The following is a 25,698-nucleotide window of genomic DNA, read 5'->3' as shown; positions in this document are numbered from 1 at the left end:
AATTTTCGTACATAACTGTAGTTAATTCTTATTTTATAACTGGAGGAAGAATTTTAAAGTTGTTTACATCTATAAGTCCTTTATCTGTTATTTTCCAAGCTGGGCTAGTAGATAATGCTAAAAAAGATAAGTGCATCAATGGTGCATGAATTTTACATCCTAAGTCTTTTGTTATTACATTTTCTAGTTCAGCTATTTTTCTACTCACTTCATGTCCGTCTAGTTCATCTGTTATAAGTCCCCCAACTGGTAATCTCATTTCAGATAATACTCTGCCCCTGTTTGCAATTGCTATTCCTCCGCCCATTTCTATTACTTTGTTTACTGCTATGGTCATATCTTTTATATTACTTCCAACAACCATTATATTATGAGTGTCATGAGCTACCGATTCTGCAAAAGCTCCTTCTTGCATACCAAAGCCTTTTACAAAAGCTTTTCCTATATTATTTGTTCTATTATATCTCTCTACACAGGCTATATATAAAGTGTCTTTCCCTGTGTCTGCTTCTACTAAGCCTCTATTTACCCTTAATGTTTCCTCTGATTTTCCTGTTAGGTTTTGATCTGGTATTACTTCTATACATCTTACACGGGCTGATTGTCCTTCTGCTTCTATTTCTAAATCATTTTCAGAGATTGGTCCTATTTTAACAGAAGTCTTTACAACTTCTGGATAAGTATATCTTGGTAAATCTATGAGAAGCTCTTTCTTTAAAGAAACTAAATTTCCTTTTAGAAATACTCCTGCTATTACCATTTCTTCCAAATCATCTATTATGGCTATATCTGCCTGTTTCCCAGGAGATAATACCCCTACATGGTCAAGTCCAAAGTATGTAGCTGGATTTATTGTCACCATTTGAATGGCTTCTGCTGGACTGACTCCTTCTTTTATAGTTCTTCTTACTATTTCATTCATATGTCCTATTGTCTCTAAGTCTGCTGCTACCATATCATCTGTAGCCAATATGCATCGTCTTGAATCCATTCCTTCTTCTGTTACTGCCCTTATACATTCTGCCATATTCTTTTGAGTAGATCCTTCTCTCATAAATAGATATACTCCTTGACGAAGTTTCTCTACTGCTTCTTTTTTTGTAGTTGTCTCATGGCATGAACATTTTCCACCTGTTGATATTATGTGAGCTGCCAGTTCCTTGCCAAATAGCTCTGGAGCATTTCCATCTACCACCATATTTTTAGACCTTGCATATATGGTTGATGCTAATAAATCTGTTATTATTTCCGGTGTATTTCTATATACATGTTTTGCATTACTAAATCCTTGTAATTCCCCTATACCTATTATATTTTTATAGTTTAGCAATTCTTTCATATCTTTAGAATTTACATCATATCCTGCTGTTTCTAAGTCTGGGCAATCTGGAGTAAGTGCAGGCACTACCAGATATACATTAGATGGAACATGATCTATTTCATCTGCCATTGCCTTCATTCCAATAGTACCTAGTGCATTTCCTATTTCATGGGGGTCTGCTACTAAAGTTGTTGTTCCTGAAGGTATAGAAAGTCTTGAAAATTCTGTTACTGTAAGCATACTGGATTCAAAATGCATATGAGAATCTATAAATCCAGGAGATAAGTATCTTCCACTTACATCTATAACTGTAGTTTCAGGTCCTATTAACTCTTTGCAATCTCCCACTAATAAAATGTATTTATGCTTAATGGCGATATCAGCTTTATATATTTCTCTAGTAATTACATTTATTACTTCTCCTCCCACAAGAACTGTATCTGCATATTCTTTACTACCCATTAAAGCATCAATGGAGGATCTATATTCCATTGCCATTTTCAAATACTTAGTATCCATAAAGCCTATCCTCTCCCTTCTACTCATTGCCTAATAGGCTCTTATTTATATCTACTTCATCTATTATACCTACTATGGAAGCATCTATAGGTGAGTCCATTTTTCTCGCGGCAATTCTAGAGGCTGTTCCTGTTACAAATACTATTAGCTCCCCTATACCTGCACCTACAGTGTCCACAGCAATTAGTGATTCTCCTTTTGGTTTCAAATCTAAATCTAGAGGCTGTGTAATCATTAACTTAGTTCCTATTAGTTTCTCGTCTTTTCTTGTGGCTACGACTGTTCCAATTACTCTACCGATTCTCATACTAAGCCTCCTTATTTTATTTCTATTTTTATGTTCTTAGCTAAAGCCTTATCTCTGGCTAAGTGGGTTATTATTGTTCCTTTAGGTAAGATTAAATTACTATTTGAAGATATATTTAATATATCCTTTTCTGTTATTACTTTTTTATCTGTATTTTCTTGTAATCTTGGATTTAATTTTATATTTTCATCCTTTACCCCTATTACTATATTGTCTGTGTATTTATTATCTTCTATTTCTATTGCTCCCATTTTTTTAACAGTTTCTATATGGATATTGATTTGATTTAGTATTTCTTTATTATTTGTTTTTTCTCCTAAATAGTTCCTGATTCCTTCAAAATCCATATACACATTTTTACCTTGATACATAAATGTCCATATTAAATTGGGTATAAAGGAATCTATCATTCCTAGAGATATTTTAGAAATTGTATTTATAGTTATATTTGGACTAATTAAGGCTGAATAATTTCTTGGTATTTCCTTTAGTTTTAGAATATCTTGTTCTCTATATATCTTTGCTGGAGTCAAGGTATTAATGATTTTTTCAGTATCTAATATTTGTTCTGCCATAAAGGAAAACCCTAGAGATATTTTCATCCCTTTATTTTTTAGTCCTCTTATTTCTTCTATTTTATTATCTAGGTAAATATCAGAGCCAGTAAAGACTACTAATACTCTTTCACCATTTCCTTGATTATTTCCCCCTAAAAGCCTCTTAGATATATCCTCCAATATATTTGAAGTTATCTTTGTTTTCATCTAAAACACTCCAATATTATTCGTATTGTTTTAAGACAACTCTTTCGACTTCTGCATGAGGTCTTGGGATTACGTGAACGGAATGAAGTTCTCCTACGTTTCTTGCTGCTTCTGCTCCTGCATCTACTGCTGCTTTTACTGCTCCTACGTCTCCTCTAACCATTACTGTTACAAGACCAAATCCTATTTTCTCATATCCCACTAAAGTAACATTTGCAGCTTTTACCATGGCATCTGCTGCCTCTATACTACCTACTAATCCTTTAGTTTCAACTAATCCTAATGCTTGACTCATGTTTTATTCCTCCTTATGGATTTTTTATTCTATTCTTATTTATTTTTTATTTTCTTCTTTTTTATTTTCTTGTTTTGCTGATTTTTTTACTTCTTTTTTTTCTTCCTTGCTCCCTATATTCTTAGCAAATTTTGCTATTAGAGCATCTACTTCATCATGGGGTCTTGGTATTACATGGGATGCAAATATTACTCCTACTTTATTTCCAGCACTTACCGCTGCCTCTACTGCTGCTTGAACTGCAGCTACTTCTCCTGCTATCTGGATATTTACTCCCACTGCCTTACCTACTCCTATAATTTTTTCAAATCCAACTAAGGTTATGTCAGCAGCTTTACTGGCAGCATCTAAAGCTGTAACTGCTGTAGTTAAACCTAAGGCTTCTATAAGTCCCAATGCTTTATTCATTTCACACCTCCCGTTGCTAACGGTTATTTTTTACTCTTTCCGCTGCTTCTTCTAGGGTTATTGCTTTTACTCCTCTTATTTCTTCTACTACTTGTCTCTCTCTATTTATTATATCTGAGATTATTTTACTTTCTCCATTGCCAAGGTTACAGATTTTATTTTCTACTCTATTGCTTATTATTGGTCTATTATCCTTTATAAGGTTCCCCATGGCGATTCTAGATAAGGGATTTGCCATAATTATTCACCACCATCAAAGTCAAATATTTTATCTACTTCATCATGAGGTCTTGGAATTACATTAGCTGATACTACTTCCGCCACTTGTGCCCCTCGTTCTTTCCCTGTCTCTACTGCTGCAGTTACTGCAGCCACGTCTCCTGTTACTGTAACTGAAACTAGTCCTGATCCAACTATTTGAAAATCCATAATCTTTACACTGGCAGCCTTTGTCATTGCATCTGCCACTTCAAGAGCCGCAACAAAAGACCTCGTCTCAACCATTCCTATAGCTTCTCTCACTTACCTCACCAACTTTCTAAATATTTGGAAAGTATTTATTTATATCTATATTACCATACTCTGGTATAATGGCTCTACTAAATTTTCCACAATTATCTTCTAAAGGTCTAGTAGCATCTATTCCAACCTTATCTGTTACTCCTCTTATATCATGGGATGGCTCCAAGGATGAACCTAAGGCCCCTTCCACTATGGTATAGTCCATTGATGCTTGTGATCTTGTAGTTATTGCCCATTCAACTTCTTGAAGGTCAAATATGTTTACGTCTTCGTCTACTATGACAACTTGCTTTAAGTCCTTGTTTAGTCCTAATGCAGCTAATATTGCAGTTTTAGCATCACCCTTTTTATGTTTTCTAATGGCAATAAAGGCATTAAATCTGTACCCCCCGCCTTCTGTTACATATACATCTACTACATCTACTTGATTCTTTAGATGGTAGTATAGTTCTATTTCTCTTATTAAACCATTTGATACATGTTCTTCTCTACATGGAAAAGCAGTTTGATATATAGGATTATTTCTATGAAGAATACAATCTACTTCTATTATTGGGTGTGGTGCTTGTGCTCCATAGTATCCCATTAGTTCTCCAAATGGTCCTTCTAATTCTCTTTTACCTGGAACAATACGCCCTTCTAAAACTATTTCTGCATATGCTGGCACTAAAAGATCTACTGTTTCACAGGGTACAAGTTCTAAAGGTTCTCCTCTTAAACTACTATCTACCATATATTTGTCTACTCCATAAGTTGCAGAACTTATTTGACTGGCCATTAGAAATGGTGCATCATATCCTAAAACTATGGCAACTTCTAAGGGCTTTCCTTGTCTTTCTAGTTCTAGAAAATCATTAGTAAGTTTTGGTGATGCGATCAATGCTGAAAGCTGATTTCCACCATTTACCTGTAGTCTTCTTATGGAAGTAAAAAATTTACCCGTATCAGGATCTTTTACTACCATTACTCCTGCCGTTATAAAGCTTGATGAATCTTTTTCTTGAAACTTGTTTATAGGTAGTATTCTTTGTAGATCTATATTTCTTTTTATTATATTTTCCTTCACTGGACCATTACTAACTACTTTATATGGTTGTGGATTAACTATCCCATCCATAAATCTTTCCATTCTATTGTTGTGGTCTATTCCCAGTAAGTCATATATTATCATTCTATCTCCATACAATCCTCCTATGGAGGACAACGGATTTCCCTTTATATTGTTAAACAACATAGGTACTCTATTGTTACAATATTTTAATACTGCTCCCATTTCATATATATAATCTACTTCTTTATTTGTTTCTAAAAGGGAATTGTTAGCCCTTAGTTTTTCTAAGGTATATCTTAACATTTGATTCTCCACATTCTCCCTCCTTATACTTATTGTCCTGTCCATCTATTGACTAAATTATTGTCTATTTCTAATGCATCTAATATTCTTCCTGTCATATTAAATACAATATCTTCTATGGTTTCTGGATGGTTATAAAATCCTGGACTCAGTGGAAATATAGTTACATTCATCTTTGAGAGTTTTAGCATATTCTCTAGGTGAATTGAACTTAATGGAGTTTCCCTAGGTACTAAGATTAATTTTCTTCCTTCCTTGATGGTAACATCACAAGCACGAGCTATTAATGAATCAGAAAAACCATAGGCAACAGATGATAAAGTCTTCATGGAACAAGGTAATACTATCATTTTATCTACCTTAAAAGATCCACTGGCTATGGGAGCTGCAAAGTTTTTGTTGTCATGGTAATATGTGGCTAAGGATTTTAATTCTTCTAAACTCACACCACATTCATGCTCTGTTACATATTCTCCCATGGTGGAAACCACAAGGTGAGTCTCTATATTTAGTTCTTTTAATGCCTTTAGAAGAGAAATAGCATAAATGGATCCACTACCGCCAGATACTCCAACTACTATTTTCATCTTTTTTCCTCTCTTTCTATGTACTAATTAGGCGGTCAAAGACCGCCTAATATTATTCCACTTTGTTTTCTCTGTCTCCACCGCCTGCCCATGCATCTATGCCTTTTTCCCAGTCATCCACATATTCGTCAATAGTCATTACCTTTGTAAATATACTTAAATCATTTAATCCATATTCATGCATTTCTTCTGTCTTAGATGCACATCCATCGCTTAGGGTAATTACCTTATATGCACGAGCTAGAGCATCAGTTGCTGTACTTCTTACACAAACATTAGTCCAAACCCCTGTAACTACTACTGTATCTATATTTTCTTCTCTTAGATATAAATCTAAATCCGTATGAGCAAACCCACTATGTCTTCTCTTTGGTACTACATATTCATCTCCTTCTGGTGCAAGCTCATCTATTATTTGGGAACCCCATGTTCCTGCTACAGAATGTACTGGTCTCACTCTGAAGTCAGCATCATTTTTTCTATGAGCTTCTTGAATATGAACTATATGAATATCATCATTCTTTCTTCCTCTAACCCATTTGAACAATCTCTGTAAATCTGGAATTATTGTTTGCCCACCTTTACATAATAGAGCACCATCATCATGTATAAAATCATTTAACATATCTATCACTAAAATTGCATGTCTAGCCATTTATATTCCCCCTTGTATTTTTTTAAAATGTTATTTGTCTTGGTAATATCTGTATACTCTGTCTCTTTATGAACTGTCCAAATCCTGGTTTAATCATGATTCCATCAATAGCTCTTATATGTTTATCTATTACTTCAGGATGTTCTTTTCTATAACTCTTTTCATACTCTGCACTATGGGCATGAGGATAGTTTTCAAATATTTTATTATATCTTTCCTCTATTCCCTTTGGATAATTATGAACTATTTCTTGAAGTTCATCATCTGTTAAATCTCTTAATGTACTTTCTTCTACATCTTTAAATACTAAATGTCCACGAACTATGGTTTGAGCTACCTTTCCTGTTAGCTCCATTCCTTCCAGCGGAGTATATCCACACATTGAAGCTTCAGTCTTAGGATCTATAGTCCATTTCTTTTCTAAATCTATTATAGTAAAGTCAGCATCTGAGCCTATATGCATTGCACCTTTCTTTGGATATAATCCATAGTGGATTGCAGCATTCTTACTTAATATATCAACTAGTTTGCTTAAAGATATTCTTCCTTTATTGTAGCCTTCGCTTACAATAATAGGAACCATAGTTTCTACTCCAGGTATTCCTGGGAATGCTGTCCAAATATTCATTCCTTCCTTCGCCTTTTCACTCTCTATTTCATAAGGAGCATGGTCTGTTGCAATAAAGTCGATACTTCCATTATTTATTCCTTCCCATTGTTCTTCATTATCTCTTTTAGTTCTAAGAGGAGGGGCTATCTTTGCACAAGCACCGTGTTTTGTCATAGCTTCTTGATAGTTTAGAGTTAAATAGTGAGGGCAAGATTCTGATGTTACATTTAATCCTCTTTTCTTTGCTTCTCCTACTAATTTAGCGCCTATTCCTGTACTCATATGGACTATATGAAGTCTTGCTCCCGCATCTTCGGCAAAGCTTATGCCCAATTCTATGGCAACCTTCTCTGCTAATTCCATTCTTGCCTCTGCCCAAGCCGGCCCATCCATTCTTCCTTCTTCACGGAATTTATTTACATAGTAATCACACATAGAATAGTTTTCAGCATGAATTCCTATTGGAAGTCCTGTTTTTGCCACAGCTTTAAAAGCTTCATACATCTCTGGATCTGTAACTCTAGGAAAAGTTGGTACTGAAGGTGTCATATAAGCTTTAAATGCAACTACTCCGTAGTCTGCCTGCTCTTGTACATGGTCTAACCAGCCTTCTCTTACATCTTCTCCTGTTACACCACCCCACATAGCAAAATCTACTAAGGCTTGAGGTCTTACTAAATCTAATTTTAATTCTAGTTGTTCTACACTTCTTGCAGATGGTACAGAACAACAAGGCATATCAATAACTGTAGTTACTCCACCACGTGCAGCAGCAGCTGTACCTGTTAGGAAGTTTTCTCTGTGAGGAAATCCTTGATACATAAAATGAGTGTGGGAATCTATACATCCAGGTAGAGTTAGATTGCCTTCTGCATCTATTATTTCCTTTGCATCTATTCCATCAATATTGTCTAGAAATCCCGCTATCTTTTCATCCTTTACTAGGATATTAGTAAGTACAGTATCATCATGCTGAGGAATTCTTGCATTTTTTATTACTACATCATACATATTTTTTCCCCCTTCTTAAATAATTTTGTATTAATAATAACACATTAATATAAAATAAACCTTGTTAGTTTACTATAAAAATATACTAAAGAATTAAATTTTATGCTAAATCTTTTGTTAGTTTCTTATAAACTTTTTGTATATCTTCTATATATGATTTAAATAAACAATTAGCTATAATAAGGACTAAATAATATACATATCTATATATGATGTAGTAAATTATTTAAATATTATTGGGGAGGAGATTTTGTGACGTTGAAATTAATTGACCTATCTCAAGAAATTTATCAAGGCATGGACGTTTTTCCAATGCATCAACAAACTTTCATAATGACCAATATGACCCATAAGGAAAATATGCAAAAAACAGGAAGTAAGAAATTAGGATTTTCTGCTAGAAATTTACTTATTAGTGAACATGGTGGAACTCACAGTGATGGAGTATGGGAGTACAACCCAAATGGCCCTACTATTGATAAAATGCCTTTAGAATACTTCTGGGGCTCAGCCATATGTATAGACCTATCTCATATAAGATATCCTAATTATTTTGAACCAAGGGATTTAGAAGAAGCATTAAATCGGTCTGGTCAAGAAATAAGGCAAGGTGATATTGTCCTACTTCATACCGGCCACCATGATAGAGCATTTGGGACAGATTTGTTTCAAAAAGAATATGCAGGTCTTAGCTATGAAGGGGCTAAGTGGTTGGCTGAAAAAGGAGTAGTAAATATTGGAGTAGATGCTCCAGCCATAGACCAAACTCCAGATGATATTGACTTTTCGGCTCATCTAATTTGTGGAGAATATAATATAACTAATACAGAGAATTTGTGTAATTTAGACAAATTGATAAATAAAAGATTTTTATATATTGGATTGCCGCTAAAGATAAGAGATGGTACAGGTTCACCAATTAGAGCAGTTGCTTTATTAGAAGAATAAAAAAGCCAAGGGATAGTCTGAAGTGCCCCCTGTCAAGTAGACAATGTAAATAAATAAAATACTTTAAGCAGCATGAGCTCTATATTCAAGTGGACTCATGCTGTTTAATCTTTTTTGTAATCTTTTATTATTATAAAAAGTTATATAATTTTTAATATCAGTTTCCAACTCTTCAAAAGTTTCATATTTGTCTTTTAGATAATACTTTTCTGCTTTTAATATTCCCCAAAAGTTTTCCATTGGACCATTATCAATGCATCTACCAGCTCTTGACATACTTTGTTCCATACCATAAATTTCTAATCGCTTTTTAAACCCATGGGACGTATATTGGTAGCCCCTATCACTATGAAGAAGTGGTCTTGCATTGGGATTAGATTTGATAGCTTTATCAAAGGTTTTAAATACTAAGGAATTATTATTGCTGTGTCCTATTTTATAAGCTATGATACTATTATCATAAAGGTCTAAAATTGCACTTAAGTATGCCTTTTGACCAATGCTGTATTTAAGTTCTGTTACATCAGTTAGCCATTTCTCATTTGGTTTAAACGCTAAAAAGTTTCTATTCAACTTATTCTTTGCAATCTCCTCAGCAGATACTTTTAAATATCTTTTCTTTTTAATTCTAATTACTGATTTCAACCCTAAAATTCTCATAAGTCTATATATTCTTTTATGATTATATTTACTGTTTAATTTACGATTAATATTCATAGTAATTCTTCGGTAACCATAGATTCCATCTACTCTTTCATATAACTTTATAATTTCTTCCATTAAATTATCATTAATTTTATCATTAACTGCATCAACTCGTTTAAGCCATTTGTAATATGAAGCTCTGGAAATCTCTGCCACTTCACATAGGGAAGTTATGGAGTACTTCTTTTCTTTATGCAATTGCTGTATTGCTTCATATTTAAGACTAGATGAGCTTAAAATCCTCCCCTTTCCAGCTCCTGTAGCTTTTTTAAAAAATCATTTTCCATTCTTAATCTTTCGTTATCTTTTTTAAGTTTTCTCATCTCAATTTGATCTTTATCTTTTGATGTAAGTTCTATTTTTCCTCTACGATCTACAAGTCCATTTTCACCGGATTCTTCATATTTTTTAACCCATTGATAGACTTGTTGATATGAAACCTCATAAATTTCAGAAGCATTATTATAGTCTTTATTTTGTTCTATACAATATTTAACAATTTCTATTCTTTCTTCTAAATTGGTCTTTTCTACCTTTTGTCATAACAGCACCATTCCTACCTTTCGTAGTGTTTAATTCGTTATGACTATTATACCTTTTAACCCATTTCATTAAAACAGATCGAGAAGATATTTCATATTTTCTACAAATATTTAATTGTGTATCTTCTCCATTTAAATATTCTAAAACTGCCATTTCTTTTAATTCTTTAGAATATCTTTTCCATGTTTTACTTTCTTCTAATGCTTGTATTCCATATTTTTCATATGTAAACTTCCAGTTATCATAAGTATTATAACTAATCTTAAATTTTCTACATGTATCTTCTATAGATATTTCAGATGATTCAATTTCCTTTAAAATAGTATACTTTTCTTCTTTAGTATATTTTGATCTTTTAGACATAAAAATGCTCCCTTCTTAGTATCAGATTTTTATTTTTTAAATCTGTCTACCATAAGGGGAGCATATCAGTCCCTTTGGCTTTTTATTTAGTTTCAGACTTATCTCTACATAATTAAAAATGTTTTCTTAACTTGAATTTATCAATAGTATGAGTTATATTATATTTATAATAAATATATGAGATAAAGGAGAATCGACATGTGTAATAGATTAAGAACTTCTATCCACTAGCGATAGAAAGAAAATCGAATGGCCTCTTTCTGTTGCTAGTAATCCAAACAGGAGGCTAATTTAGCTCCCCAATAAATATTATTTGAATTGGCTATTCCAAATCATATATAAAGGGGACAAAGACTATGTACGAATCAATTCTTGTTAAAAATATTGACCTTGAATATAATGGTAAAAACATTCTTGATATTACCGAGCTGACTATTTTTGAAGGAGAAAGAATTGGACTTATTGGAAAAAATGGTTCAGGAAAGACATCTCTTCTTAGAATCCTTGCAGGTGATTTAAGACCAGCTGGCTGTGAAATTATTCATAATGGAAATGTTGTAATAATTCCTCAAATCCCCTCAGAACAAAGTCAAGAGGTTAGTAAGTCTGATTATTGGACTTCTTTGTGGCAAATCAACGCCAAAAATACAACTGTTATGAGTGGCGGAGAAGAAACACGCTATAGAATTTCAAAAGCTTTTTCAGAGCAGGCAGTGTGTATCTTGGCAGATGAACCTACTTCCCAATTAGATCAAGAAGGGGTCCAACTTTTGATTCAACAGCTTAATTACTATACAGGTGCACTTGTTGTTGTAAGTCATGATCGTTACTTCTTAGATTCCATTGTCCATAAGATTTGGGAAATTAAAGATAATGGTGTCTTAGAATATTATGGTAACTATTCTGATTATTTGAATCAGATTGAGTTTGAACGTAAGCAACAAGAAAAACAATATAATATATATGTAAATGAAAGTGAAAGGTTAAGACACTCTATAGAAACTATAGAGAATAAAGCAAGCAAGCTGCAAACTAAACAAGTTGGAAAGCCAATAAAAAACAATACTCAACAAGACAGTAGAATAAGCGGCCAGAGACCTATTGGAAGTAAAGAAAAAAGTATGAATAGGATAGCAAAAAGTATAAAAAAAAGGCTAGAAACCCTGGAAGAAGTAAATGCTCCGTCAGTACAAAGTAAAATATTCTTCAAACAAAGTGAATCCGTTAAATTATATAATGACTTTCCAATTATGGGCGGAGATATTTGTAAAAGCCTTGGAAGTACACATCTATTTGATGAAGCATCATTTATCATTCCCTTAGGAAAAAAGATAGCTATTACTGGTGATAATGGTGCAGGTAAAACAACTCTTCTTAAAATGATTTTATCTAATGATGAAGGTTTAACAATTTCTAAAAAGGCCAAAATCGGATATTTTAAACAACAAAGTTATAAGTCAACTAGCAATGAATCTTTACTCCAATTTTTATCTAAGGACTCCGATTATAAGTCCCATGAGTTAATTGCGATGTTAGTACAAATTGGATTTGAAGTTCAGGATATCAGAAAATCATTAAATCAACTTAGTGGTGGTGAGCTTACTAAGGTAATGCTTGTTAAGTTGTTATCTGGACAATACAATATACTTTTAATGGATGAGCCTTCCACATTTCTTGATACACAGAGTGTTGAAGCATTGGAAACCATGATGATAGCATATCAAGGGACTATTCTATTTGTCTCTCATGATATAAGATTAATAGATAATGTAGCAGATACTATTTATGAAATAAGAGATAAAAAGCTGAATAAAATAAAAGGTTAAATATAAGCCTGAAATATGAATTATGACCACACTTTTTACTGGTGGTCATAATTCATACCTAATATTTAGTTAAAGTGATTTATTCTTTGACCTTATGGCTATCCTCAGAATTTCTATAAATTTCTTCATAAGTTGGCTCTATCATCGAATCTTTGTCATCATCGATTCTTTCATTCTCTTTTTCAGATATAATTTCTTGAGGTTTACTAATATTATCTGCCTTCTCGGAAATATCAGCTAACTCATCTGTTATTTTAGAAATTAGATTTGATGATTTTTGTTTCATATCTGCAAGTTTATCTTCTTTAGCTTTTACTGATACTCCACGATCTCTATCCATTTCTATTTCTGATTTAAGTACACGGGACTCTCCACCAATTCTTGTCTTTACAGCATTGACTGCTTTAGCTTGACGCAAATCAATGGATAAACCTGTAACAGTTGCAAGACGTTGATTTTCTACTTCTTCCTCTGTCTTTGGTTTATTATTATCATATTGTTCCTTGACTTTTTGTGCCTGTTTTTCCATTTCCTTTGTCATCATTTCAGCAATTTGATTATCAATATTTCTTATCTGATCATCATAAGAATCTAATTCAGACTTTATAGAATCAAGTGTATCACCTTTTTCAAGAGTTCTACTAATCAAAGATTTCCTTTGTTCTGTAATATTCATCTTTTGTTTCATAAGATTTTCTAAGAATTTTTTAGCTTTTCCCTGTGGAGAAATTGTAACACTATCCTTAAGTTCAACTTTTAAAGATTGCTGAGAATCATCTTTACCATTTTGCCTTGAGATACTCTGATTAACTCTATGGATATTTAAAAAATTGTTTTGTCCAATATTATTAAAATTTAGTTTCACTTTTATGCTCCCTCCTTTCATTCAAGATATATTCCCTTATTATAATATATCGGATAAGGTTGATAAAAGTTTAACTTTCATAGTATAAGCTTGTATTGCGTTTCCTATTTCTCCTTATAAAAGTAAAAATTAATGAATGAATGACTAGTTTACGCCTATGGTAAATGCAAAACAAGACCAGCTAGAATCATATGTATTCCTAACTAGTCTTGTTTACCATAAGGTATTCTATTATAGTATTTTATCTATCCTTGCTCTTATATTCTTATAATCATCATCTCTAATGATTATAAAGCCTTTTTTAGACTTTAAGTCATGTAATCCCGCACAGGCTATATGACATCCATTAATTACAATAATGAAATCATATTCCTCGTTTTCCTTAGCATAACTAATTTCAAAGTTTTTATAATCCGATTTTATTTTTTCTGCAATAGTAGTACGTTCAAATCTTGAGTTGCAGCCACCGCAATATTTTATACCCACCTTCACCTATTCACCACCATTTAAAAGTTTTTTAGCAAAGGCTAATAATTCATCATCAACTTGATTCACCAAAATAACTTTATCTATTGAATCCCCCAGTTTCTCCTTCAATATACTTTCTACAATCTCTTCAGTAGTAATCTGAGCAGAGGGACAGCCGTGGCAATTACCAGTCAATGTTATTCTTACTGTTTTTCCAATAACAGAATTAACCCTTATATCTCCCCCATGTAGTTTAAGCTGTGGTCTGATAAAATTTTCCACCACATCTTCTATCTCCTTTAACAACATATCACTCAAAGCCAACCCTCCACTAGATTATTTCATTAACTTATTATTTATCCTTACTTATATCTAATTGTGCAATTTTTCTTGCCATCTCTTTCTTAGATTCAAGGTTTCCTTGACGAGCAATCATTATTCTTTGAGCCTGTGGAGAACCAGCACCGTGCATTGATTCAGTTCTATATCCAACTGCTGCAGTACCTAATGTAATGTTTTCGATTAATCTCAATACTCTCATACGGTTTTCTGTTGAAGTTCCAGTTTTTCCAACTAGATACTTTTCAACATATTTTCCTATTTCTGGGTCTTTAAAATCCTTTTCTGAAGGCATTGTAACCATCAATCCTCCAGCTATATCTTCCGCTAATCTTGATATTTCATATGGAAAACGAGTCACATTTTGTTTACATACATTGGCTAATAGTAAATCTATTAAATAGTTTCCTGAAGCTGTTTTACTTCCCTCTGCTGAACAGGCAACAGCACACGCCCATAGAGTTTCATTTAAATGTGTCATTTCGATTAATTTATCCTTTATATGACTAGCCTTATTTGCACCATTATAGTCTGCTGCTAAAGCTGCTGCACCTATTAACACATCGCCTACACCTGTTTTACAAGCATAAGACTGCCTATGGTATCCAGCAAATCTCTCTACTAACATACCAGCATATTTGGCTTCTTTACACATAAATACTCTTTCATTTGGAACAAATACATCATTGAATATTACCAATGCTTCATGTCCACCAAATTGAGCATTTCCAAGGTCAATATCTGCTCCTTCTTCTAATTTTCTTGTATCACAGGATTGGCGGCCATAAATCATAATTACTCCTTCAGCATCTGATGGTACTGCAAAAGATACTGCATAGTCCTTATCTTCTTCTTTTAATGCAATGGTAGGCATGATTAAATGTTCATGAGAGTTTACAGCTCCTGTTTGATGAGCCTTTGCCCCTCTTACTACGATTCCCCCTTCTCTTACTTCTGTGATACGAAGATATAAGTCAGGATCTTCCTGTTGAGATGGTGAAAGTCCTCTATCCCCTTTAGGATCTGTCATTGCTCCATCTACTGTATAATCATTTTCTTGAATAAATTTTAGGTAATTTACAAATCTCTCATGATAGTTTGTACCATATTCTTCATCCATTTCAAATGTAGTGGAATATATGGCATTGAAAGCATCCATTCCTACACATCTTTGGAAACAAGATGCAGTTTTTTGACCTAGTAGTCTTTGCATTTTTATTTTTTTAATTAAATCCTCAGTGCTTTGATGAATATGGCAGAATCTATTGATTACTTCACCAGTTAAATGAGATTTTGTAGTCATTAAATCCTTATATTCTTCTTGCTGTGCCAATTCATAAGTCATTGCCACCGAATTCATGGAAGGTCTAATTACTGGGTGGTCTACAGGTTTTTCAACAAGTTTACCAAATAAATATACCTTTAGATTCATTTTTCTTAGACTTTCTATATATTCCTCCCTAGTCATTAATGCCATTTAAAACATCTCCTTTTAAATATATTTATACTATAAAAGCATATTAAAACTTATCAGCAAATCTAATTTCCCATTCTTTAATTAACTCGTCTCTGAAATCTAGATGAGCTATATTTATTAATGCTCTCCCTCTCTCTTTTAAGGTTTTTCCTTTAAGATTTGCTACCCCGTATTCAGTAACTATATAATGGACATCATTTCTTGAAGTAGTAACTGCTGCACCTTCATCTATTATAGGTACTATTCTTGAAATCTTTCCTTTTGCTGCTGTAGAAGGCATTGCTATAATTGACTTTCCATCTTTTCCCATGGAAGCACCACGAACAAAGTCCACTTGTCCTCCTACTCCACTGAATTGCTTTTTACCTACTGTGTCTGAAACCACTTGTCCCATTAAATCTACTTGAATGCAAGAATTAATAGATACCATTTTATAATTTTGCATTATAACACATGGGTCATTTACATAGTCCACTGGATACATTTCTAATTCTGGATTATTGTTTACAAAATCATATAATCTCTTTGTTCCCATTAAAAATGTAACTACCATTTTACCTGGATGTAAAGTTTTCATTTTATTTGTAATTACTCCTGCTTCGTATAGTTCTACAACACCATCAGAAATCATTTCAGAATGGATACCTAAATCCTTTTTATCCTTTAAGAATAATAACACTGCATCTGGTATTGCCCCTATACCTAATTGAAGTGTAGAGCCATCTTCAATTAGTGAAGCACAATGTTCTCCTATGGCTCTTTCTACCTCAGAAATCTTAGGAGGGTTTAAAACTGGAATAGGCATATTACCTTCCACTATATAATCTAATTCTGACACATGAATATTAGAATCTCCCATGGTCCTTGGCATTTCTTCATTTATTTGAGCTATGGTTATTTTTGCAGATTTAGCAGCTTCTTTTGTATAGTCTACAGATGTACCTAAGCTACAATATCCATTTTCATCTGGTTTACTAACACTTATAAGTGCAACATCTACTGGAAGACTGCTATCTCTAAAAAGCCTTGGAACTTCTGAGAAAAAACATGGTGTATAGTCTGCTCTGCCTGAGTTTACTGCGTCCCTAGTAGAACCACCTACAAATATGGCATTATGGCGAAAATGTTTTTCCATACCTTCTTCCAAATATTCACCTTTTCCCATTGGAACCATATGAACTATTTCTACATTTTCATATTGAGATTTATTTGCCACCATGGCTTCTATTATTAAAGTTGGTTCACCTACAGCATGACCTATTACTACTCTATCACCAGACTCTATATGTTTTACCGCTTCTTCTTTAGATACTAATCTATTATTATATTCTAATTTCCAGTTCATATAATCACTCCTAAAACAATCTAGCAAAAACACCTTTTATTTCATCTCTTGATAATTCTGTATAATTATTTGCCAATAACCTTTGTTGTTTTTCAAGTACAGATATTGTAAATTCTTCTATTTCTTCTTCCTTCATGCCATATTCTCTAAGTGATTTTTTAGGAAGTAAATTATTTAATATCTTCTCAAGTTCATCATATACATTTTCAACTGTAGTTCCGATTATATCTGCTAACATCTTATTTACATCTTTAATCCTTCCATCTGGATTCAATCTATTATATGTCCTAAATACTTCCACGAAGAATTGGTAGTTTACCTCTCCATGTGGCACATGATAAGTACCTCCTACTGGATAAGATAAAGCATGAACTGCTCCTACACCTGTATTGGCAAAAGCTATTCCAGCATAATTACTTGCAATTAAGAAATCCTCTATTATTTCAATTCTATAGTCTTCACCCTTTTCAATAATATCTAAGTATCCTTTTAAGATAATTTCAATAGCTTTTATACTAAATAATTCAGTATAGCAATTGGATTTTGGTGAAACTAAAGATTCTATTGCATGGATTAAAGCGTCTATGGAACTAGTCACAAAAAATTTATATGGTAATGTTTTTAACATCTCAGGTATGATTATTGCATAGTCTGCATATAATTCATCTATTGCCAATCCCATCTTTGTTCCTTTAGATTTTAATTCGGCTATGGAAATATTAGTAGCTTCACTACCAGTACCACAAGTAGTAGGTATGATTATTAACTCTTTATCTTTTATCATTGGAATAGATTTTTCAAATAGCTCCAATGTATTTGAAGCATTTTTAATTACAAATAATTTTGCAATATCTATTACAGAGCCTCCGCCTATTGCAATTACCCTATTAAACCCTATATCCTTGATGTCAGCAAATATTTTGTCTATCATCTCATCTGAAGGTTCCCCAACTCCATATTTTTCTTGATACACAACATGGCATGGTAATTTAAAGTCTCCAAAATAAGGCTGATAAATATATTCATTTGTAAGTACCAAATCTTTTTCGGTTATTGGAAAATCCCCTACAAATTCAGCACAATTATTAAATTTATATATTTCAGGTTTTACAACTAATTGTCTCATTTAATTACCTCCTTATTATATCTAAGCCCAAATTTCTTCGTCTGTAGGTGCAGTAACTCCTGTTTTCACAAAGGCTACTCTTGATACATTTATCAAATGTTTATAGTTTAGATTTTCTGATATACTGTTATTTCCCCAAGTTCCACAACCTAAAGTAGTAGTTGGTGATAAACTATTAAATAATGAGCCACCTGCTGTAGTAGATGATGGTGCATTTACTACTAGTCTTGAAACAGTAAGATTTAATCCAGCATATTTTATATGTTCTTGATTATTAGAGTGAATTGCAGTTGTATGTCCTTTACCTTCTAATTCAAGGTTTGTCTGAGCGATTTCTACTGCTTCTTCAAATGCATTGTAAGGAAGTATTATCATTGCTGGACACATCTTTTCCTTACAAAGCAAATCTTCTTTTCCAACTCCTGTTGGTTTTAATAAAATTACTTTAGTATCCTTTGGAACCTCAACACCTGCTAAATCTGCGATAAATTGTACTGACTGTCCTACTACATCTCCATTTATCATTCCATTTTTAAATAGAGCATCTCTAAATTTGCTTACAGTTTCTTCGTCACCGACATAGAAAGCTCCATTTGCTTCCATTGCCTTTACAACATCCTCATATTTATCTTCTGGTACTATTATAGATTGTTCTCCTGAACAAATAATTCCATTATCAAATTTTCTTCCTGCAATTACTTTTTCAGCAGCTTCTATATAATCTATATCTCTATCTAAAATTACTTGAACATTACCAGCTCCTACTCCAAAAGATGGTTTTCCACTGGAATATGCTGATTTAACCATTGCCATTCCACCTGTAGCCAATACAACATCTGATTTCTGCATTAGTTCACTTGTCAATTCTATTGATGGTTCTTTAATTATTTGTATAAGATTATCAGGTCCGCCTAGTTTTTTAATTTCTTTATTCATCAATTCTACTGCATGAGCACTTGATTTTTTAGCTCTAGGATGTGGCGCAACAATTATTGCATTTCCGCCTTTTAAGGCAAACATTGCATTACACATAGGTGTCACAATTGGATTTGTAGTGGGAGTAACAGCACATACTACCCCTATAGGTTTAGCTATGGAGATTAATCCATTTTCAATATCTTCATCTATTATACCTATGGATTTTTTGCCCTTTAAGCTATTCCAAATAGTCTTAGATTTTCCTCTATTTTTGGCTACTTTATCTTCGTATACTCCCATTCTTGTCTCCTCTACAGCTTCCTTAGCTAAAGTTTCAGCATTATCATAAATCACCTTTCCTATGGCCTTTACAATACTATCTACTTTTTCTTGATCAAATGTTTCATATACTCCTTGTGCTTCTCTAGCCTTTTCCACCATAATCTCTACAACCGTTTTATCCACTTGGCAACCCCTCTTTCCTAAATTTTATTATTATCTTTTGCAATAAGTATGCCAAATTTTTAACATTCTTCTACACCTCTCTATTTTGCTCGTTAAATAATTAACTATATCGCATAAAGAAATATTTCCAGATTTTTTTGTTGTATTATTGCAACATCTTTTCTGGAAATATTATGTACTTCTAAAGCTCATTGGGTTAAAATCCCAATTATCTAATATTTTTATTTATGATGTGTTTTTGCAACTGGTTGCAAATTTACAACACTTATTTATATTTCTGTCTCTTTCTTACAAAAGTAGAAGGGTCTATTTCTAATGCTTTTGCAGCATCTCTTACATTGCCGTATTTATCAAATGAAATTTCTAATAGATGTTTTTCAATTTTATTTAATGCTTGTTTTAACGGAACTATTTCATTTTCGTTGATTATATTCTGAGATTCATTCCAAGCTAATACTGATTTAGGAAGGTCTGATTTGCTAATCATATCTTTCTCTGACATTACAACCATTCTTTCAATAATATTTCTAAGTTCCCTTACATTACCTTTCCATTCATAAGCATATAATGTTTTCATTACTTCACTGGATATGGTTTTTTTTAATTTATATTTCTTATTTAATTTATCTAAAAAGTAATGTATAAGTGGAATAATATCATCTCGTCTATCTCTCAATGGGGGTATTATAATTGGTACTATATTTAGTCTATAATATAAATCCTCTCTAAACACTTTTTCCCTTACCATTTCTTCAAGATTTCTATTGGTTGCTGCTAAGATCCTAACATCTACTTTTATCTCTTCTATTCCACCAACTCTAGTAAATTGTCCATCTTGAAGTACCCTTAGAAATTTCACCTGCATATCTGGAGGTAATTCCCCTATTTCATCTAAAAATATTGTTCCTCCATCAGCTACTTCAAATAAACCTATTTTTCCTTCTCGATTTGCCCCTGTAAATGAGCCTTTTTCATATCCAAATAACTCTGCTTCTATTAATGTCTTAGGTATAGATCCACAATTAATTTTTATAAATGGTTTATTTGCTCTATTACTATTTTTATATATCAATTTTGAAATCTCTTCCTTACCTACTCCAGTTTCTCCTGTTATCAATACTGTTGTGTCAATTGGAGCTACTCTAATTGACATTTGAATAATATCTAACATTTTTTTATCCATGGCAATTAGATCATTATTCTTTAGTAGTTCTATTTTTAAAGCTTCAAGTTCTACAGAATATCTTTTAGTAAGACTTTCTTTTTCATCTAATTTTTCCTTCAGTTCATATAATTCAGTAATATCTCTTACATTTGTAACTACCATTGTAATATCTCCCGCACTATTAAATACAGGAGTAGATGTAACTAATGCTTTTTTTCCGGTCTTAAAATTCTGTTCAATGGTATTTATCTTTTTATCTTTCAATACCAATAGAGTAGCCGATTGAGATATATAGCCTTCCTTCACTAAATCATTCATATTTCTGCCAATTAATTCCTCAACCTTTATACCAGCAATCCTTTCATAAGCCTTATTTACCATGATAGTATTGGCTTTTCCATCAGTTATATAAATCCCATCATATGATGAGTCCAATATATCATTTATCCTCAAATGTAAACTTTCTTCAGAAAACAAAATAATCTCTCCTCTCTGAACTAATTGAGAACTACCCTTAATTCCCCTGCTTCATCTTATTTACATTTTTTATCAATATAGATACGCTTCCATCAGGGTTATTTATAAATTCGATAATGTTCCTGTCTCTATAAAGATCTACTGGAATATCTAGTTGTATTCCATTATCTATTTTGATTTTATGTACAGTTAGTTTCTTTTCTGGTTTCTTTCCTTCTAAATCTACTACCTTATTGACTCCTGCTTCCTCAACTCTTTCCATATACTCTCTTTTTATATCAGGATTATTTCTAAATACTTTATTTGCCACATTTTCTACTTCGATAGCACCAGTATCTAGATTATCATAGATTGCTTCCTTTATGGCAGATACTTTTTCAAAATCGTTATTATAATATTCCTTAGTCATATCCTTTGCCACATCTCTAATTACCTTAATACTTTCCTTAATAGAAAGGTCTGTATCACAATCTAAAAACATTCTGGAAAAGTATAATATCTTTTCTCCTTCAACATCATATTCCCTTTCAAATATCCTTAAAGATAAATCTTCCAATTTAATTAAAGTGGCCTCAATACTTCTCTGAGTTTCTGATGGAAACATTACTTTGTTGACAACTATTTTATTTGATGTTCCATTATCTCCATAATCCACATAATGAGTATATCCTTCTTTATAGTTTAATTTTATCATCATAATATAAGTTTGATTTTCTATAGTTAAGGATACTATTAATAAATCTCCACTGGGGATTTCCATATATCTTATCATAGTCTCATATAGGTTTTCTGCAATCTTTATGCTAGTACCAATGAAGTCTTCATTAATCTTTACGATTAAATTTTTCACCTTTGAACCTTCAGTAAATCTTCCTAATTTAACCCCTTGATCATTAAACATTCTTTCAATATGTCTTCCTATAAACTCCTGTATCTTTTCATTGTCTAAATCTAATATTTCTTGAGAATATACAGGTAGTGCATTTGTAGAATCTAATATATGAAGTATGGCATCGTTTATTTGTATTTCCAATTTCTATCTCTCCTTATAACAGTATGTCCTTTGTTATTATAATTCTTATAAATAAAAAATGCCAGAGAAACTCTGGCATTATTTATCTAGTAGCTCTTTAATTTTTAGTGCAATTTCTAAATTTAATCTGTGATTTGGATCTTCCAAATCCATTTCTGTTATTTCAGTAATACGATTTATTCTATAAAGTACTGTATTGTAATGGGTAAATAATTGTTCTGATATTCTAGTTAAATTTCCATTATTTTTAAAGTAGATATCTAAGGTCTTAACTAACTCTGTAGATTTCTTTCTATCATAGTCAACTAAAGGCCTTAAGGTAGAATTATAAAAATCCTCTAACTCATCTTTTAATATATCTTCAGATAAAATTTTGAATATACCCAGCTCATTAAAGGAGACTACTTCCTTTGAAGTAATAATTTTTCCTATTCTTACTGTTCTTACTGCATCTTGAAAGCTTTTATCCACATTTTCCAGATTCTTATATATTCTTCCAATTCCTATTTTAACTTCTAATTTATCTGATTTATTCTTAATGGATTCTATTATCTTTTGATTAAATTCTTTAATTTTATCTTCAATACAATCCTTTATTTTAAAGCTTAAAAGAATTTGAATTCCATTTACTTTAGTAGAGACTATTCCCTTTAAATTTAAATAGTTCATCAATTCTTCTATTGTATGTACCATTGGATTTATAAAATCCTGTATATAATCTACTATAAGTTCATTTTCATTATCCTCGTTCTTATGTTTAAAGCTCATTACTTCTATGGCATAGAAATCTTCTAGCTTTAAGTTAAAAAATCTTGCTCTATCTAGAGCCTTCTTCTTCCTCTTACTGTCTATGGAGATTAAATCCTCAAAGAATTCTGATCTATATCTTATCTCCACTTCCTTCACAGATAGTTCTTGTAATATACTTAAGGCTATAGTAGTTGAAGCAGATTCTATAATTGCTAAATCAAATCCACCTAAGGGCATATCTGTACTCCAAGCAAATAAATGTCCATATATATGTTCCCTTAATACTATGGGCATTATCATTCTTTTTACATATTTTCCATTAATTATTACCTTATCTTCAATTAACTTTTTTAATTTACTTCTAGTATTATTAGGTTCATAAAATTCTTTTACTTCTTTAATTAACTCTTGAGAATCCTGAATATTACTTCCATCTAAGGACTTAATGGTTTCATTGGAAAAGTTTAAATGTAGTACCACAGGATTTTTAATGTTTTCCTTAACTATTTCAACTAAGTCTTTTAATCCATTTCCTTCCAACATAGCTCCCATTAGTTTTTCGTGAACCTTTTCAATCCTTTCTAAAAGTGAAGCTTGCTTATTGAATATTTCCCTAAAAGTTACCATCATTATATCAGATAAAGGTATGGAATAATGAATATCTATTATGGGGAAACTCAAGTCGTTTGCCAAGTCTAAAACCTCTTGAGACAGATATTCTAAATAAGGAGATACTTTTATTCCCAGACCTGCCAACTTTTTAGATGCACATTCTCTTATAAGTTCTTTTTGAGATTCAATAGTATCTTTTTTAAAGGAATAGGCAGTAGTTAATAGAAACTCTCCTTCTGTCGTCCACTCTAATATATCTGGGTCTGCCATTATATTTACCCTAGATATTGTATTTCTAGTGCCACGAAATCCTGCAATTAATTTGCAGGATTTCATTACATCAAGTTCCAACATATCCTCTATACTAATTCCATTTTGTCTAGCCATGGGAAAACTCCTTTTAAGATATAAAGGGCTTCTCTATCTTTATTCCCTTTACATATCTTTCAGTTATATTTCTGTCATCACCTGTATATATTATTTTTTGCAGTCTTTCTTCTATAGATAATTCTTTTAGCCCTGTTAATGAACTATCATCTATTATAAGTGCATCAAAATCGTAGCCCTTCTCAAAGCTGCCTACTTTGCCAAAGAAACTGCCTCCTCCTTTTGTTCCAAGGAAAAACGCTTCATTAAATGTAAGAGGTTGAAGTTCTTTATTTGTATCTAGCCATTTCATCTTTGAAGCTTGAATGGTACATCCTATGATACTCATTATACTTAAACTATTTCCACCTGCAATATCTGAGCCTAATCCCACTGGAACCCCCTTATCCAAATACTTTCTAACAGGCATTATGCCACTAGATAAATTATAGTTTGAATAAGGACAATGGGCAGCATATACTTTGTTTTTACTCATTAAATCAATTTCCTCATCAGTATTATATATACAATGCCCCATTACAGTTTTTGTCTGACCTAATAAATTAAATTCCTCATAAACTGAAGTATAATTCTTAGAGTTAGGGAAGAGCTCTTTTACCCAGATAACCTCTGATGTATTTTCGTTTAGATGAGACTGAATAGGAATATCATATTTAATAGCTAGTTCTCCTAATCTTGTCAGCATCTCCTCTGAGCAAGTAGGTATAAATCTAGGTGTTATAATAGGTTTCACTAAATCGGATTTAGTCATATATTCCTCTAATATTTCCTCTGTCTCTTCTATGGATTTTTTAGTATCTTCAGTTAATTTTGGAGCTGTGTTTTGATCCATATTTACCTTACCTACATAAGCACCTAAACCTGATTCTATGAACATATCCATAAGAAGTTTGGCACTTTCTTTATGTATACTTGCGAATACTGCAGATCTTGTAGTTCCGAATCTCCATAAATCATTTATAAGTCTTGAATATACCTTTTTAGCATAATCTAAATCACTATATTTTTCTTCCTCTGGAAATGTATAAGTATCTAACCAAGGAATAAGTTCTTTATCTAGTCCTAATCCCATATTAGGGTATTGGGGAGCATGAAGGTGTAGATCAACAAACCCTGGTATAATTATTTTTCCTGTAAAGTCCTTCAAATGATAGCCTTTGTAGGAATTATCTAATTCCTTACAAATATCCACTACCTTTCCTTCCTCTACTATCATGTATGAGTTCTTATGAATTTCCATTATGTCCTTAGTTGGTGTAAATGCAATATCACCCTTTAATATCATATTATTCATAATTCGTCACCCCTTATAGATTATCTAAATCTTTACAATACTAAGAGTATTATATTACTTGATAGATAATAATCCTATGTAGATATTATACAAATTATCACTGTCTCCTCAGTAATTTCGATTTTAAAGCCAGGATTCAAAATTCGGAATTGTTTCTTACAATTATAGTATATATCATTCCATGATTATCCACAACTGTCATAATCTGAGGGTTACTATCCCTATGAATTAAATGTTAT

26 protein-coding genes and 1 pseudogene are annotated in these 25,698 nt (G+C 32.2%); 2 read left to right on the top strand and 25 right to left on the bottom strand.

Annotation, left to right across the window (positions count from 1 at the left end; translation table 11 throughout):
* Window positions 1-28: 28 nt before the first annotated feature.
* The 11 genes from ade to RBU61_RS01360 are packed head-to-tail and all read right to left on the bottom strand — an operon-like array spanning window position 29 to window position 8,353.
* Entirely contained in the window at window positions 29-1,840 is a 1,812-nt protein-coding gene (ade, locus tag RBU61_RS01410; protein WP_308877652.1) for an adenine deaminase, read from the bottom strand.
* 19 nt (window positions 1,841-1,859) lie between these two features.
* Window positions 1,860-2,147: a EutN/CcmL family microcompartment protein gene (locus RBU61_RS01405; protein WP_308877651.1), complete on the bottom strand. Its 288-nt coding sequence runs from the start codon at window positions 2,145-2,147 to the stop codon at window positions 1,860-1,862.
* An 11-nt stretch (window positions 2,148-2,158) separates the two neighbouring features.
* Window positions 2,159-2,911: a flavoprotein gene (locus RBU61_RS01400; RefSeq protein WP_308877650.1), complete on the bottom strand. Its 753-nt coding sequence runs from the start codon at window positions 2,909-2,911 to the stop codon at window positions 2,159-2,161.
* Between the two features lie 16 nt (window positions 2,912-2,927).
* Complete coding sequence (locus tag RBU61_RS01395; protein ID WP_308877648.1) at window positions 2,928-3,206, bottom strand: BMC domain-containing protein; 279 nt, start codon at window positions 3,204-3,206, stop codon at window positions 2,928-2,930.
* 39 nt (window positions 3,207-3,245) lie between these two features.
* Complete coding sequence (locus RBU61_RS01390; RefSeq protein WP_308877645.1) at window positions 3,246-3,614, bottom strand: BMC domain-containing protein; 369 nt, start codon at window positions 3,612-3,614, stop codon at window positions 3,246-3,248.
* Window positions 3,615-3,630: 16 nt separating this feature from the next.
* On the bottom strand, window positions 3,631-3,852 hold the full coding sequence (locus RBU61_RS01385; protein ID WP_308877644.1) for a hypothetical protein: 222 nt from the start codon (window positions 3,850-3,852) through the stop codon (window positions 3,631-3,633).
* A gap of 2 nt (window positions 3,853-3,854) precedes the next feature.
* On the bottom strand, window positions 3,855-4,136 hold the full coding sequence (locus tag RBU61_RS01380; protein ID WP_308877642.1) for a BMC domain-containing protein: 282 nt from the start codon (window positions 4,134-4,136) through the stop codon (window positions 3,855-3,857).
* A gap of 16 nt (window positions 4,137-4,152) precedes the next feature.
* Window positions 4,153-5,502, bottom strand: coding sequence for a UbiD family decarboxylase (locus RBU61_RS01375; RefSeq protein WP_308877640.1), 1,350 nt, complete (start codon window positions 5,500-5,502; stop codon window positions 4,153-4,155).
* Window positions 5,503-5,519: 17 nt separating this feature from the next.
* Window positions 5,520-6,077: a UbiX family flavin prenyltransferase gene (locus tag RBU61_RS01370; protein WP_308877639.1), complete on the bottom strand. Its 558-nt coding sequence runs from the start codon at window positions 6,075-6,077 to the stop codon at window positions 5,520-5,522.
* A gap of 52 nt (window positions 6,078-6,129) precedes the next feature.
* A complete protein-coding gene (locus tag RBU61_RS01365) occupies window positions 6,130-6,732 on the bottom strand; it encodes an isochorismatase family cysteine hydrolase (RefSeq protein WP_308877637.1) in 603 nt (200 codons plus the stop codon).
* A 22-nt stretch (window positions 6,733-6,754) separates the two neighbouring features.
* Complete coding sequence (locus tag RBU61_RS01360) at window positions 6,755-8,353, bottom strand: dihydroorotase (protein ID WP_308877635.1); 1,599 nt, start codon at window positions 8,351-8,353, stop codon at window positions 6,755-6,757.
* Window positions 8,354-8,605: 252 nt separating this feature from the next.
* On the opposite strand from RBU61_RS01360, the gene RBU61_RS01355 reads away from it, so the two are divergent.
* A complete protein-coding gene (locus tag RBU61_RS01355; RefSeq protein ID WP_308877633.1) occupies window positions 8,606-9,301 on the top strand; it encodes a cyclase family protein in 696 nt (231 codons plus the stop codon).
* 63 nt (window positions 9,302-9,364) lie between these two features.
* Here the strand turns inward: RBU61_RS01355 and RBU61_RS01350 are convergent.
* The 3 genes and pseudogenes from RBU61_RS01350 to RBU61_RS01340 all read right to left on the bottom strand — a co-directional run.
* A pseudogene (locus tag RBU61_RS01350) lies at window positions 9,365-10,267 on the bottom strand (IS3 family transposase); the annotation flags it as partial.
* On the bottom strand, window positions 10,240-10,491 hold the full coding sequence (locus RBU61_RS01345) for a helix-turn-helix domain-containing protein (RefSeq protein WP_308879737.1): 252 nt from the start codon (window positions 10,489-10,491) through the stop codon (window positions 10,240-10,242). The gene RBU61_RS01345 and the pseudogene RBU61_RS01350, both read right to left, overlap by 28 nt.
* A 7-nt stretch (window positions 10,492-10,498) precedes the next feature.
* Window positions 10,499-10,912, bottom strand: a complete 414-nt coding sequence (locus RBU61_RS01340) for a transposase (protein ID WP_308877631.1) — start codon at window positions 10,910-10,912, stop codon at window positions 10,499-10,501.
* Window positions 10,913-11,268: 356 nt separating this feature from the next.
* Between RBU61_RS01340 and abc-f the strand changes: the two genes are divergently transcribed.
* Window positions 11,269-12,738, top strand: a complete 1,470-nt coding sequence (abc-f, locus tag RBU61_RS01335; protein WP_308877629.1) for a ribosomal protection-like ABC-F family protein — start codon at window positions 11,269-11,271, stop codon at window positions 12,736-12,738.
* Window positions 12,739-12,817: 79 nt separating this feature from the next.
* Here abc-f and RBU61_RS01330 read toward each other — a convergent pair whose 3' ends face one another.
* From RBU61_RS01330 to guaD, 11 genes are all read right to left on the bottom strand, one after another.
* Entirely contained in the window at window positions 12,818-13,603 is a 786-nt protein-coding gene (locus tag RBU61_RS01330; RefSeq protein ID WP_308877627.1) for a hypothetical protein, read from the bottom strand.
* A 231-nt stretch (window positions 13,604-13,834) separates the two neighbouring features.
* The gene (locus tag RBU61_RS01325; protein ID WP_308877626.1) at window positions 13,835-14,095 is read right to left on the bottom strand and encodes a hypothetical protein; all 261 of its coding nucleotides are present in this window, start codon (window positions 14,093-14,095) and stop codon (window positions 13,835-13,837) included.
* A complete protein-coding gene (locus tag RBU61_RS01320) occupies window positions 14,096-14,380 on the bottom strand; it encodes a NifU family protein (RefSeq protein WP_308879735.1) in 285 nt (94 codons plus the stop codon).
* 43 nt (window positions 14,381-14,423) lie between these two features.
* Window positions 14,424-15,887, bottom strand: coding sequence for a 4-hydroxyphenylacetate 3-hydroxylase family protein (locus RBU61_RS01315; protein ID WP_308877625.1), 1,464 nt, complete (start codon window positions 15,885-15,887; stop codon window positions 14,424-14,426).
* Between the two features lie 43 nt (window positions 15,888-15,930).
* Window positions 15,931-17,232, bottom strand: a complete 1,302-nt coding sequence (locus tag RBU61_RS01310; protein ID WP_308877624.1) for an acetyl-CoA hydrolase/transferase C-terminal domain-containing protein — start codon at window positions 17,230-17,232, stop codon at window positions 15,931-15,933.
* A gap of 10 nt (window positions 17,233-17,242) precedes the next feature.
* Window positions 17,243-18,358 carry a 4-hydroxybutyrate dehydrogenase gene (locus RBU61_RS01305; protein ID WP_308877622.1) on the bottom strand — a complete coding sequence of 372 codons (1,116 nt, stop codon included), beginning with the start codon at window positions 18,356-18,358 and terminating at the stop codon, window positions 17,243-17,245.
* 21 nt (window positions 18,359-18,379) lie between these two features.
* On the bottom strand, window positions 18,380-19,741 hold the full coding sequence (locus RBU61_RS01300; protein WP_308877621.1) for an aldehyde dehydrogenase family protein: 1,362 nt from the start codon (window positions 19,739-19,741) through the stop codon (window positions 18,380-18,382).
* Between the two features lie 265 nt (window positions 19,742-20,006).
* Window positions 20,007-21,383 carry a sigma 54-interacting transcriptional regulator gene (locus RBU61_RS01295; protein ID WP_308877620.1) on the bottom strand — a complete coding sequence of 459 codons (1,377 nt, stop codon included), beginning with the start codon at window positions 21,381-21,383 and terminating at the stop codon, window positions 20,007-20,009.
* 37 nt (window positions 21,384-21,420) lie between these two features.
* On the bottom strand, window positions 21,421-22,416 hold the full coding sequence (locus tag RBU61_RS01290) for a nucleoid-associated protein (protein ID WP_308877619.1): 996 nt from the start codon (window positions 22,414-22,416) through the stop codon (window positions 21,421-21,423).
* Window positions 22,417-22,494: 78 nt separating this feature from the next.
* Complete coding sequence (locus RBU61_RS01285; protein ID WP_308877618.1) at window positions 22,495-24,165, bottom strand: PucR family transcriptional regulator ligand-binding domain-containing protein; 1,671 nt, start codon at window positions 24,163-24,165, stop codon at window positions 22,495-22,497.
* Between the two features lie 13 nt (window positions 24,166-24,178).
* The gene (guaD, locus tag RBU61_RS01280) at window positions 24,179-25,459 is read right to left on the bottom strand and encodes a guanine deaminase (RefSeq protein ID WP_308877617.1); all 1,281 of its coding nucleotides are present in this window, start codon (window positions 25,457-25,459) and stop codon (window positions 24,179-24,181) included.
* Between the last annotated feature and the right edge of the window lie 239 nt (window positions 25,460-25,698).

It is taken from the genome of Tissierella sp. MB52-C2, assembly GCF_030931715.1.
Lineage (GTDB): Bacteria > Bacillota > Clostridia > Tissierellales > Tissierellaceae > Tissierella.
Note: the sequence above shows the minus strand (reverse complement) of the source record. Positions and strands in the feature narration are given on the sequence as shown.

Excerpts from the sequence above, each read along its gene's own strand:
- ade (WP_308877652.1), bottom strand. The coding sequence starts at position 1,840 with ATGGATACTAAGTATTTGAAAATGGCAATGGAATATAGATCCTCCATT.
- RBU61_RS01405 (WP_308877651.1), bottom strand. The coding sequence starts at position 2,147 with ATGAGAATCGGTAGAGTAATTGGAACAGTCGTAGCCACAAGAAAAGAC.
- RBU61_RS01400 (WP_308877650.1), bottom strand. The coding sequence starts at position 2,911 with ATGAAAACAAAGATAACTTCAAATATATTGGAGGATATATCTAAGAGG.
- RBU61_RS01395 (WP_308877648.1), bottom strand. The coding sequence starts at position 3,206 with ATGAGTCAAGCATTAGGATTAGTTGAAACTAAAGGATTAGTAGGTAGT.
- RBU61_RS01390 (WP_308877645.1), bottom strand. The coding sequence starts at position 3,614 with ATGAATAAAGCATTGGGACTTATAGAAGCCTTAGGTTTAACTACAGCA.
- RBU61_RS01385 (WP_308877644.1), bottom strand. The coding sequence starts at position 3,852 with ATGGCAAATCCCTTATCTAGAATCGCCATGGGGAACCTTATAAAGGAT.
- RBU61_RS01370 (WP_308877639.1), bottom strand. The coding sequence starts at position 6,077 with ATGAAAATAGTAGTTGGAGTATCTGGCGGTAGTGGATCCATTTATGCT.
- RBU61_RS01365 (WP_308877637.1), bottom strand. The coding sequence starts at position 6,732 with ATGGCTAGACATGCAATTTTAGTGATAGATATGTTAAATGATTTTATA.
- RBU61_RS01360 (WP_308877635.1), bottom strand. The coding sequence starts at position 8,353 with ATGTATGATGTAGTAATAAAAAATGCAAGAATTCCTCAGCATGATGAT.
- RBU61_RS01340 (WP_308877631.1), bottom strand. The coding sequence starts at position 10,912 with ATGTCTAAAAGATCAAAATATACTAAAGAAGAAAAGTATACTATTTTA.
- abc-f (WP_308877629.1), top strand. The coding sequence starts at position 11,269 with ATGTACGAATCAATTCTTGTTAAAAATATTGACCTTGAATATAATGGT.
- RBU61_RS01320 (WP_308879735.1), bottom strand. The coding sequence starts at position 14,380 with ATGTTGTTAAAGGAGATAGAAGATGTGGTGGAAAATTTTATCAGACCA.
- RBU61_RS01315 (WP_308877625.1), bottom strand. The coding sequence starts at position 15,887 with ATGGCATTAATGACTAGGGAGGAATATATAGAAAGTCTAAGAAAAATG.
- RBU61_RS01310 (WP_308877624.1), bottom strand. The coding sequence starts at position 17,232 with ATGAACTGGAAATTAGAATATAATAATAGATTAGTATCTAAAGAAGAA.
- RBU61_RS01305 (WP_308877622.1), bottom strand. The coding sequence starts at position 18,358 with ATGAGACAATTAGTTGTAAAACCTGAAATATATAAATTTAATAATTGT.
- RBU61_RS01285 (WP_308877618.1), bottom strand. The coding sequence starts at position 24,165 with ATGGCTAGACAAAATGGAATTAGTATAGAGGATATGTTGGAACTTGAT.
- guaD (WP_308877617.1), bottom strand. The coding sequence starts at position 25,459 with ATGAATAATATGATATTAAAGGGTGATATTGCATTTACACCAACTAAG.